We start from the raw sequence: 11057 nt of genomic DNA, 5'->3' as shown, positions 1-11057 counted from the left end.
TTCAGGCTGTCGACAAAGTCGACAGCCGTTTTTTATCATTATTACCCAATCAATATATGGGGTTCTATCTTAATCCACACACCTAAATATGCCGTTAAAAAAGATAAAAAGCCCCTTTTTCTTTAAATAGCTGTTTGAAAAAGGGGTTTGTCTACACTCTGAAGCAGTGCCTCAAAATGGCACTGCTTTTTATCTGCCCTCCAACAAAGCCTCCGCCCCGCTCACAAGCTTCAGCATCAGTTCCTTCACTGTGATCACCTCGGCCATTCTCACTCCCTGTCCAGCCCATAATGACATAAACTCCGGACGCTCCAATTTGGCAGCCTGTTTTCGGAGAGGCGCTGTCAGGTCGTTTTGCAGCGGATAAGGCAATGCGGGCTGTCCCCTCATCTCTTCCATAAACCGATTGACAATTCCCCTTGCCAGTTTTCCAGAAAAGGCTTTCGTTAAGGCTGTTTGCTCCTCTGCAGCATTTAAAAGGGCAGCCTTGTAGAGCGGGTTTGCCCCGCTTTCCCTGCATGTAAGAAAAGCCGTGCCAAGCTGGACACCCGCTGCACCAAGCATCCTGGCTGCAGCAATTCCGCGTGCGTCCATGATTCCACCTGCAGCAATTACAGGGCAGCCTACTGCATCAGCTACTTGCGGAATGAGGGACATGGAACCAACCAGTCCGCTTTCTTCTGTATGAAAAGTGCCCCTATGCCCTCCAGCCTCGCTTCCCTGCGCCACAATCAAATCTGCACCCGCTCTTTCCCATTCCATTGCTTCCTTAACATTCGTTGCTGTTCCAATTATCACAGCCCCATGTTCCTTCAATTGACGAATAATAGTCGAGTCAGGTATGCCAAACGTAAAGCTGCAGACCGGGACCCGTTCCTCTAATACAACTTCCAGCTGTTTTTTATAAAGTGACCCATAGTCCTTTTTAGGCAAAGAAGGCTTCTCCCTCATCCCCATCTCACTGCTATAACGCGCGAGCAAATCTGCCACTCTTTTAATCTCGTTTGCCTCTAGTGAAATCTCCAGATCAGGAACGAACAGGTTAACGCCAAAAGGTTTATCTGTCAGACTCCGAACCTGTCTGATCTCTTCTCTTATCTCATCAGGGTGCATATACCCTGCCCCCATATTGCCGAGACCGCCGTTATTTGACACCTCACTGATTAATTGAGGCGTTGTCATTCCTCCAGCCATTGGCGCCTGAAAAATGGGGTAATTTATGCCTAGCTTTTCCGTTAATAGATTTCGGTTCCAGCCCATTACTAACGCATCCTTCCCTATCTATTTTACTGATGCTAGAGTATCAATAATGCTATCAGCAACCGTATGCCAAATCTCAGAGTCTTTCCGATAAGCGTCTGTCAGCCTTTTATACATATTCATCTGCTGTTCTTTGAAATGGGGAGCGTCCTGTGCCGGAAGCTTGCTGCGCTCCTCATCTACAAATTCCTGAACACGTTTGGCACGAGGCCCCCAAACAGCAAACTCTTCTCCCTTTTGATCTATAAAAACAAAAATCGGTATTGCCCTGGAGGTTCCATTCGTAAGGTACTGGTCCATCAGCTCAAGATTTTGATCCCGCAATATAAAACGGACTTCCATATCAATTTCCTCTGCAATTTTTAAAAGGATTGGATTATTCAGCATAGCATCCCCACACCAATCCTCAGTAATGGCAACAGCTTTCATGCTCATTCCCTTTACCCTCGCCAGCCTCTTTTTCTCTACTTCCGACAAAGAAAAATGATCATATATTTCCTTCATTTCCTCCTTATTCACTTTCATAACATCTACGTAATTTTGGACGCTCAAACCCTTTGTAAACCAATCCATTAATTCCATGTTTAACACTCCTTAATCTATGCCTCTACATTCTTATTCTTTAACTTCCTCTTACATTCCTGCCCCTTAATTGATGCATTTGCTGTAAAAACGTGTAAAACAAAATACTTTCCTGGGAAATAGAGAGACATTTTGTCGAACTCCGAAAATAACAGCTCTATTAAATTTGCCTGTTGTTTTCCGCTGCAGGCACTCAAGCCTTCAGGTGGCGGTCCAACGCTCCTCGGTGCATTCGCACCTGCTGTGTCTCCCGCTGACACGCTTCTCCCGCAAGCTTCCTCCAATAATCATCTCGTCTTAAGAAAATGCTTATTTAGAGGATCTCTATACCTTCCGTTTCCAATCAACAGGGTGCTAAATTCAAATAAGCTTTAACACAGCCATAAATAAAAAAGCTGATGGATTCCCATCAGCTTTCCTTTATCTCTTTTTTATTTCCTCTTGCAATAGCTTGTTGACAAGCGGCGGATTTGCCTGGCCTTTGGTTGCTTTCATAATCTGGCCGACAAGGAAGCCGATTGCTTTTTGCTTGCCGTTTTTAAAATCCTCAATGGATTGCGGGTTTGCATTAAGCGTTTCTCCGATAATCTTTAGCAGTGCTCCTTCGTCAGAAATCTGCACAAGGCCTTTTTCTTTAACGATTGCTTCAGGGTCCCCTCCATTTTCAACCAGCTCTTTGAAGACAGTCTTGGCAATCTTGGAAGAAATCGTACCGTTTTCAATCAGCTTGATCATACCGGCAAGCCCCTTAGGAGTCAGTGCAATGTCGCCAAGCTCTTTTTGCTCAGCATTCAAATAGGCAGACAGCTCACCCATCACCCAGTTGGAAGCCTGTTTTGCGTCAGCTCCAGCATTTACAGACGCTTCAAAGAAATCGGATGTTTCTTTAGTGACAGTCAGAACAGCTGCATCATATGCAGGCAATCCAAGCTCTTCGATATAACGATTCTTTCTTTGGTCTGGAAGCTCAGGAATTTCTGCACGGATGCGCTCTTTCCATTCTTCATCAATATGGATATCAAGTAAATCTGGCTCAGGGAAATAACGGTAATCATCCGAACCTTCTTTAACCCTCATCAAAATCGTGGTATTTGTTGCTTCATCATAACGAAGTGTTTCCTGCTGGATGGTGCCGCCCGAACTCAGGATTTGCTCCTGGCGTTTTTCCTCGTACTCAAGCCCTTTGCGCACAAAGTTGAAAGAGTTTAGATTCTTAAGCTCTGTCTTTGTACCGAATTCTTCCTGCCCGACAGGACGCAGCGAGATATTCGCGTCACAGCGAAGTGAGCCTTCTTCCATCTTACAATCGGAAACCCCTGTATATTGAATAATGGATTTCAGCTTTTCCAGATAAGCATAAGCTTCGTTTGGTGTGCGGATATCCGGTTCAGATACGATTTCAATCAACGGCGTGCCTTGGCGATTATAATCTACCAAGGAATATCCTTTTCCATGGCTAAGCTTCCCTGCATCCTCTTCAAGATGAATGCGTGTAATGCCAATCTTTTTCTTGTAGCCGTCCACTTCGATTTCAATCCAGCCATGCTCCCCGATTGGCTTATCAAATTGCGAAATCTGGTAGGCTTTTGGATTGTCTGGGTAAAAGTAGTTTTTCCGGTCAAACTTTGTAACAGGCGCAATTTCACAGTTCAAAGCCATTGCAGCCTTCATGCCGAATTCTACAGCCTTTTTATTAATAACCGGCAATACGCCCGGATAGCCAAGATCAACGACTGTAGTATTGGAGTTCGGTTCAGCGCCAAAGTGGTTTGGGCTGGCCGAGAAAATTTTCGAATCTGTTTTTAATTCCACGTGTACTTCTAGTCCGATAACCGTTTCGTATTTCATAAGCTTTCCCCCCTTACAGTCCCGGTTTTTGTTTATGGTAATCCGTTGCCTGTTCAAATGCATGCGCTACACGGTAAACAGTGCTCTCATCGAAATGCTTTCCGATAATTTGCAGGCCAAGCGGCATTCCATCAGAGAAACCGCAAGGAACGCTGATTCCCGGTACGCCGGCAAGGTTAACAGGAATGGTTAAAATATCATTCGCATACATGGTCATCGGGTCGGACATTTTTTCACCGATTTTAAATGCAGGAGTAGGCGCAGTCGGACCAATGATCACATCATATTTTTCAAAAACATTCTCAAAGTCCTGCTTAATAAGTGTACGGACTTTTTGCGCTTTCTTATAGTAAGCATCATAATAGCCAGAGCTTAGGGCAAATGTTCCGAGCATAATACGGCGTTTCACTTCATCGCCAAATCCTTCCGCTCTTGTCTTTTTATATAAATCAATTAAGTTCTCAGGATTCTGGGTCCGGTAGCCATAGCGCACGCCATCGAATCGGGCCAGGTTTGCCGAAGCCTCTGAAGAAGACAGCAGATAGTAAGTTGCCAGTGCATATTTCGAATGCGGAAGTGAAACTTCTTCCCAAGCTGCTCCCAATTTCTCAAGCACCTTCAAGGCATCCAATACAGATTGGCGTACTTCTTCGTTGACGCCTTCACCCAGATATTCTTTTGGCACAGCGATTTTTAGCCCTTTAACATCGCCTGTCAGCGCTTCAGCATAGCTTGGAACATCAACATTGGCTGAAGTAGAATCCATTGGATCCACCCCGGATATAGCCTGAAGCAAGTAAGCATTATCTTCGACTGTGCGTGTAATCGGCCCAATCTGATCCAATGAAGACGCAAAGGCGATTAGGCCAAAGCGTGACACCCTTCCATATGTAGGCTTCAAGCCAACAACACCACAATAGGAAGCAGGCTGTCTGATGGAACCCCCTGTGTCAGACCCAAGCGAAAATAAAACCTCTCCAGCAGCAACCGAAGCTGCAGAGCCGCCCGAAGATCCGCCAGGAACTCTCTCAAGATTCCAAGGATTGCAAGTCACTTTAAAACCTGAGTTTTCATTAGATGAACCCATTGCAAATTCATCCATATTTAATTTTCCGATTGTAATCGTTTCTGCGTTATGTAGTTTGGACGCAACAGTCGCATCATAAATCGGATCGAAGTTCTCAAGAATTTTACTCGCGCTGGTTGTACGCAGACCTTTTGTAACAATATTATCCTTCACACCAATCGGCATGCCGAACAGAAGACCTTTTGCCTCATCTGTTCCAATCTTTTCATCCATCTTCTTCGCTGCATCACGGGCTCTTTCTTCATCTAGGGTTAAGAAAGCCTGTACCTTGTCCTCTACTTCGCCGATTCGCTTGTACGATTCTCCGACAAGGTCGGAAACCGTGATTTCTTTTTTATGTAAAAGCTGATGAAGCTCCGATACCTTATGGTCAAATAAACTCACCATTTTCCCCTCCCTACTCAATAATGGACGGCACTTTAATATAGCCATCCTGATGTTCCGGCGCATTTTTCAGAACTTCCTCCTGTGGAAGCCCCTTTTCTGCTTTATCTTCTCTCATCACATTTTTCATATCAAGAACATGGGATGTTGGTTCTACATTATCTGTATCTAGCTCATTAAGCAGCTCAGCAAATGAAATCATTTTATCCAGCTGTTCCCTATAAGCCTCAGCCTCTTCTTCAGTCATTGCAAGTCTTGCCAAATGTGCAACATGCTTTACCTGATCAGTTGAAATTCTCGACATATATGCCACCTCCAAAAATAAATACTGCCAATGCACAATAATTATGATCATACCAAACTTTCGCGCGTTAAAGCAACACGCGCGCCAGCGGTTTCAGCAATCTTCTGCTTATTTTACCATGAGTTGAACAAATTGTGTGTTTGCTTCTGCTTTTGCAGGATAAAAGAACAGCAAAACCTAATTACTAGTGTTGTGATTATTTATATTGGAGGTAATAGAATGGAATTTTTCCGCTTTGATAGTGGTATAAGCAGAGAGATCACCCAGTTCAGCAGCCATAACGCCAGCATCAGCCCGATTCTCAGAAACACAACAGCTACGGTTGGCTGCATCCATCTTAAGGAGAATAGCGTCCTTGGCATGCATCCAGCCGCATGTCCCCAGCTATTTCTCATTGTTGACGGTGAAGGCTGGGTCAAAACAGCCAGGGGTGAACAGATTGCCGTCGAAAAAGGAACTGCTGTTTTTTGGACTGAAGGAGAAGAGCACGAATCAGGTTCCTATCTTGGCATGACAGCAATCGTCATTGAAGGGCCGGACTTGTATCCTCATGCTTATTTGAAACCTTTAGAATGATAGTATGCTTTTGTTCCTGCAATGCCTGTTATATCAGCAACTGACCGATATATTTGGAAACTGACCGATACTTAGAATTTCTGACCGATAAAATCTGAAAGTGACCGCTATAATTTTTTCTTCCTTACCTCTAGATCAAATAAGCCAAAAGATAAGCAATTGACAGGTAAATAATTGAGGTTCGGCCGGTATTGAGGTTAGAAGAATAAAAAATGAGCAGCGCACATAACGCTGCTCCCTTTTCTTTATCTGCTCCGCTTAAATAACTTAGCAAATATCCCGCCCTTAGGCTTTTTAGATTCTGTCTTTACTGTTTTTCTCTCCACGAAGATTTCCGGTTTATCGATGGCATAGTCATGCGCAAGGACTATGCCAATTTCTGAATTATGTTCTTTATTGGTTACAATTGTATATTCTACTTTATATTTTGAAGCCAGTTTAATATATTTCGATAAGTAAGGGTAACTCATATTTCCATTCAGGTAAAGGTGTGCCTGGCTGTTGGCTTTCAAGGCTTCTTCTACTTGCGGATAGACTCCATCTTCCCTTACCTGCGGCTGTTTTAATGCAATGACAATCCTTTCGCGAAGCGTACCAAGGAATTTTCGCCGCTCATCAGGCTTTGTCTGTTTTTGCCCGTGTATCCCCTGCTGGAGATAATCATCTATATTTTCAGCCACTGTAAAACCTCCGTCCTTGTTTTGACTGCTCTGCTTACAATCTGCTGCACTATATAATATGTATGTTCTATTTAGTTAGGCGGTGCTAGTTTCATTTTAACCTCCTTACACTAAAAAAACCTCTCTTCGTTTGAAGAGAGGCGCAAAATAGGAGAATATACAAGTTAAAAATCAAGTTACTAACGGTTGAAACTGTACAAAGAGATTAAGCTTCCTGCTTTTCAGCTGTAAACTGTTCTTCTTCGGTTGAACCTTTTAACGCGGTAGTAGAAGAAGTTCCGCCTGTGATGACCATTGAAACCTGGTCGAAATAGCCTGTTCCAACTTCACGCTGATGTCTTGTAGCTGTATATCCATGCTGTTCGCTGGCAAACTCGGCCTGCTGCAGTTCGGAATATGCAGCCATGCCACGGTCTTTATAGCCGCGAGCCAGCTCAAACATGCTGTGGTTCAGGGCATGGAAACCGGCCAATGTTACAAATTGGAACTTATAGCCCATTTTTCCGAGCTCCACCTGGAATTTCGCAATTGTTTCGTCATCCAGCTTCTTCTTCCAGTTGAAGGATGGAGAGCAGTTATACGCCAACAGTTTGCCAGGGAATTTTTCATGAATCGCTTCAGCAAAGCGCCTTGCTTCTTCAAGGTCCGGCTCAGATGTTTCACACCATACAAGGTCAGCATATGGAGCATATGCAAGTCCCCGAGCGATCGCTTGGTCAAGTCCCGCTTGAGTGCGGAAGAATCCTTCAGGAGTGCGTTCCCCAGTGATGAAAGTTGCATCGTAAGGGTCAACATCGCTTGTAATCAAGTCTGCAGCATTTGCATCAGTCCGGGCAACGATTACTGTTGGAACACCCATAACATCTGCTGCAAGTCTTGCAGAGATTAAATTTTTAACGGCCGTCTGTGTCGGCAGCAATACTTTTCCGCCAAGGTGACCACATTTTTTCTCAGATGAAAGCTGATCTTCAAAGTGAACGCCGCCTGCACCAGATTCAATCATGCCTTTCATGAGTTCAAACACGTTAAGCTGGCCCCCGAAGCCTGCTTCTGCATCGGCTACAATCGGAGCAAACCAGTCAATGGAATTGTCGCCCTCCATATGATGGATCTGGTCAGCACGCTGAAGTGCCTGATTAATTCTTTTAACAACACTAGGAACACTGTTCGCCGGATACAAGCTTTGGTCCGGATACATATTGCCAGAAAGGTTGGCATCGGCAGCTACCTGCCAGCCGCTTAAGTATATGGCCTTCAGCCCTGCCTTCACCTGCTGGACAGCCTGGTTGCCCGTTAACGCTCCCAATGCATTTACGAAGTCTTCTTCATTTACAAGTTTCCAAAGCTTCTCTGCACCCCGGCGCGCTAATGTATGTTCGATATCAATTGACCCTCTTAATTTGATGACATCCTCCGCAGTGTATGGCCTTTCAATCCCATTCCAACGTTCATCCATTTCCCAGCTTTCTTGCAATTGACGCACTCTTTCATCTGCCATTTGATTAAATCCTCCTTTAATTTAGAAAAAATCAATCCTTCTGCATACCCCCTGGTGAAATAACGCCGATGTAATATAACAGTTTTAATTTTATTAATCTGTTATATTATTATTCTGTGTTGTTATAAAACAATTAATTATCTATGTTCGTATTATATAACAGAGATTTTAGAATTGGAACCCTTTTTTATAAATTTTTTGAAAAATTTATTTTTTCTCATTACATACATCAGTGATAATATTTCTATTTCTTGAAATCAGGCTTTGCCCTTAATTGGAGAGATCGGTACATAACAAGCCTAATGTCTGCAGCCTAATTTTTTAATGACATAATTTTTGAAAAAAACTTAATGTTTAATGCCAATAAAAAGAAGCTTCTTCTTAATTAATGCATTTATTTCATGTAAAAAAGAGCGGCTTTTGTCAACTTAATTTTATAAATTCTGATGAATAGATATGTTGATATGAGAGATTTAACAGCAAATTAATGCGATTTTACGTATTTTTATACATTTTTTAAGTAATAGCTTTATAGTATTTTTGTTACTTGAACTTTATTATGTTATGATAATTAACGTCTTTTCAAAGAAGTCCACACACCGATTCGAATTTTTCACAAATACAAAACTGTATGTTACTGTATAAAGAGGACTTTTTTCACGTATGTATTTTAGGAAGACAAATTTAATGGATGGAGGTGAACTTATGGATTTCACTGCAGCAACCTGGCTATGGCTTCTAATTCCAATGCCGCTTTTGATCGTACTATCTGGCATCACTTATTTTACTGAAAGAGGAGAGGATAAATAAATATGGATATTAATTTACCCACGTTAATTGCGATTATTGTTTATCTGGTCGGTATGCTGCTTATCGGTTTTCTTGCAGCCAGAATGACCAAAGATTTATCTGATTATGTTTTAGGCGGGCGGCGCCTTGGAGCTGGAGTTGCAGCTTTAAGTGCCGGGGCATCCGATATGAGCGGATGGCTAATGCTTGGATTGCCTGGTGCTGTTTATTTAGGCGGTATGGGAGAGATTTGGCTTCCGATCGGTTTAGCAGTCGGCGCTTATTTGAATTGGCAGTTTGTTGCTAAACCATTGCGTGTCTACACTGAAATAGCCAATGATTCTATTACAGTTCCCGGGTATTTTGAAAACCGATTCTATGACACTTCTAAAATGCTTCGTGTAGTTTCTGCAGTTGTTATCCTAATCTTTTTCACTTTCTATACTTCTTCCAGCCTTGTTGGAGGTGCCATTCTATTAGAAAATTCATTTGGAATGGATTACACGGTTGCACTTTGGGTTGGAGCTGGAGTAATTCTATCTTATACTTTCTTTGGCGGATTTTTGGCTGCCAGCTGGACAGATTTCATCCAAGGTATTTTAATGTTCCTTGCTTTGATCATTATTCCAATTATTGCGATCCAGGAACTTGGCGGATGGAATGAGACATTAGAGCAAATCGGCACAATAGATCCAACTCATTTGGATGTAGCCTCAGGTGCCACTTTTGTTGGCGTTGTATCTCTATTGGCTTGGGGACTTGGCTATTTTGGCCAGCCGCATATCCTTGTTCGCTTTATGGGATTAAAATCAACTAATGATGTTCCTAAAGCACGCTTCATCGGAATGACATGGATGGTTCTTTCCCTTTTTGGAGCACTGTTTATAGGATTCGCAGGTATTGCATACTTTGCAGATACCCCACTTAACAATTCTGAAACTGTATTTATCATGTTTTCCCAAGTTTTATTTAATCCATGGGTAGCTGGATTTTTATTAGCAGCCATTCTCTCAGCAATCATGAGCACTGTTGACTCTCAATTGCTCGTTTCTTCAAGTGCATTGGCACAGGATTTCTATAAATCTATATTTAGAAGAAATGCTTCCAAAAAGGAAGAAATGATTGTTGGCAGAATTGCTGTACTGGGCATTGCAATTATTGCAATCTTCCTAGGGTATAACCCTGAAAGCAAGGTATTGGAACTTGTCAGTTATGCTTGGGCTGGATTCGGTGCTGCCTTTGGGCCTGTTATCATCCTGAGCTTATTCTGGAAACGCATGACAAGAAACGGGGCACTTGCAGGTATTATTGTCGGTGCTGTTACCGTTATCGTTTGGGCACAGCTTACCGGCGGACTGTTCGATTTATATGAATTGGCTCCTGGCTTCCTGTTTGCAGGATTAGCGATTATTATCGTCAGCCTTCTAGACAAGGAGCCCTCAAAAGAAGTACAAGAGCAATACAATCAATACAAATCTGCTCTCAAGAAATAAGCATAAAAAAATCCCTCTTCGCAAATGTGAAGAGGGATTTTTTTATATTAATACATTTCAGAAGTTGTTTTCGCCTGCATATGAAGCAGAATGTAGTCAGGGCCGCCTGCTTTTGAGTCCGTTCCTGACATGTTGAATCCGCCGAATGGCTGGTATCCAACGATTGCGCCTGTACATCCGCGGTTGAAGTATAGGTTTCCAACATGGAAATCTTCACGCGCTTTTTGGATATGCTCACGGTTCTTCGTGATCACTGCACCTGTTAAGCCGTATTCTGTATTGTTCGCAATTTCAAGCGCATGGTCGAAGTCTTTTGCTTTTGTGAAGCCGACAACCGGCCCGAANATTTCTTCCTGCATCAGGCGTGCTTCCGGNTCCAGATCGGCGAATACAGTCGGTTTGATGAAGAAGCCTTTAGAGCTGTCTCCTTCTCCGCCTGTCATCAGCTTGCCTTCTTCTTTGCCGATTTCGATATAGCTCATGATCTTGTCAAATGCGCTCTGGTCAATGACAGGACCCATGAAATTGCTTTGGTCTTCCGGGTTGCCCTGTGTTA

General features: G+C 43.0%; 10 protein-coding genes. 2 read left to right on the top strand and 8 right to left on the bottom strand.

What is annotated here, in order from left to right:
• Positions 1–189 precede the first annotated feature (189 nt).
• From L634_RS0126645 to gatC, 5 genes are all read right to left on the bottom strand, one after another.
• Positions 190–1260, bottom strand: coding sequence for an NAD(P)H-dependent flavin oxidoreductase (locus L634_RS0126645; RefSeq protein ID WP_026585042.1), 1071 nt, complete (start codon positions 1258–1260; stop codon positions 190–192).
• Positions 1261–1281: 21 nt separating this feature from the next.
• Positions 1282–1842, bottom strand: a complete 561-nt coding sequence (locus L634_RS0126640; RefSeq protein ID WP_026585041.1) for a thioredoxin family protein — start codon at positions 1840–1842, stop codon at positions 1282–1284.
• A 420-nt stretch (positions 1843–2262) separates the two neighbouring features.
• Complete coding sequence (gatB, locus tag L634_RS0126630; protein WP_026585039.1) at positions 2263–3690, bottom strand: Asp-tRNA(Asn)/Glu-tRNA(Gln) amidotransferase subunit GatB; 1428 nt, start codon at positions 3688–3690, stop codon at positions 2263–2265.
• A 13-nt stretch (positions 3691–3703) separates the two neighbouring features.
• Positions 3704–5161, bottom strand: coding sequence for an Asp-tRNA(Asn)/Glu-tRNA(Gln) amidotransferase subunit GatA (gatA, locus tag L634_RS0126625; protein WP_026585038.1), 1458 nt, complete (start codon positions 5159–5161; stop codon positions 3704–3706).
• A gap of 13 nt (positions 5162–5174) precedes the next feature.
• On the bottom strand, positions 5175–5465 hold the full coding sequence (gene gatC / locus L634_RS0126620; RefSeq protein WP_026585037.1) for an Asp-tRNA(Asn)/Glu-tRNA(Gln) amidotransferase subunit GatC: 291 nt from the start codon (positions 5463–5465) through the stop codon (positions 5175–5177).
• A gap of 219 nt (positions 5466–5684) precedes the next feature.
• Here gatC and L634_RS0126615 point away from each other — a divergent pair, with 219 nt between their 5' ends.
• The gene (locus L634_RS0126615; RefSeq protein WP_026585036.1) at positions 5685–6041 is read left to right on the top strand and encodes a hypothetical protein; all 357 of its coding nucleotides are present in this window, start codon (positions 5685–5687) and stop codon (positions 6039–6041) included.
• Between the two features lie 245 nt (positions 6042–6286).
• Here L634_RS0126615 and L634_RS0126610 read toward each other — a convergent pair whose 3' ends face one another.
• Together L634_RS0126610 and aceA are read right to left on the bottom strand one after the other, a co-directional pair.
• Complete coding sequence (locus L634_RS0126610) at positions 6287–6721, bottom strand: YueI family protein (RefSeq protein WP_026585035.1); 435 nt, start codon at positions 6719–6721, stop codon at positions 6287–6289.
• A gap of 205 nt (positions 6722–6926) precedes the next feature.
• The gene (gene aceA / locus L634_RS0126605; protein ID WP_026585034.1) at positions 6927–8219 is read right to left on the bottom strand and encodes an isocitrate lyase; all 1293 of its coding nucleotides are present in this window, start codon (positions 8217–8219) and stop codon (positions 6927–6929) included.
• Between the two features lie 812 nt (positions 8220–9031).
• Between aceA and putP the strand changes: the two genes are divergently transcribed.
• The gene (gene putP / locus L634_RS0126595) at positions 9032–10501 is read left to right on the top strand and encodes a sodium/proline symporter PutP (protein ID WP_026585033.1); all 1470 of its coding nucleotides are present in this window, start codon (positions 9032–9034) and stop codon (positions 10499–10501) included.
• Positions 10502–10548: 47 nt separating this feature from the next.
• Here putP and L634_RS31830 read toward each other — a convergent pair.
• A partial coding sequence (locus L634_RS31830; protein WP_034263299.1) for an aldehyde dehydrogenase family protein occupies positions 10549–11057 on the bottom strand: 509 nt, incomplete at its 5' end.

This window comes from Bacillus sp. J33 (genome assembly GCF_000518885.1).
Taxonomy (GTDB): domain Bacteria; phylum Bacillota; class Bacilli; order Bacillales; family Cytobacillaceae; genus Cytobacillus.
The sequence above is the reverse complement of the archived record's forward strand: the minus strand, read 5'-3'. Positions and strand labels throughout refer to the sequence as shown.

Excerpts from the sequence above, each read along its gene's own strand:
- aceA (WP_026585034.1), bottom strand. The coding sequence starts at position 8,219 with ATGGCAGATGAAAGAGTGCGTCAATTGCAAGAAAGCTGGGAAATGGAT.
- L634_RS0126615 (WP_026585036.1), top strand. The coding sequence starts at position 5,685 with ATGGAATTTTTCCGCTTTGATAGTGGTATAAGCAGAGAGATCACCCAG.
- L634_RS0126640 (WP_026585041.1), bottom strand. The coding sequence starts at position 1,842 with ATGGAATTAATGGATTGGTTTACAAAGGGTTTGAGCGTCCAAAATTAC.
- gatB (WP_026585039.1), bottom strand. The coding sequence starts at position 3,690 with ATGAAATACGAAACGGTTATCGGACTAGAAGTACACGTGGAATTAAAA.
- L634_RS0126645 (WP_026585042.1), bottom strand. The coding sequence starts at position 1,260 with ATGGGCTGGAACCGAAATCTATTAACGGAAAAGCTAGGCATAAATTAC.
- putP (WP_026585033.1), top strand. The coding sequence starts at position 9,032 with ATGGATATTAATTTACCCACGTTAATTGCGATTATTGTTTATCTGGTC.
- gatC (WP_026585037.1), bottom strand. The coding sequence starts at position 5,465 with ATGTCGAGAATTTCAACTGATCAGGTAAAGCATGTTGCACATTTGGCA.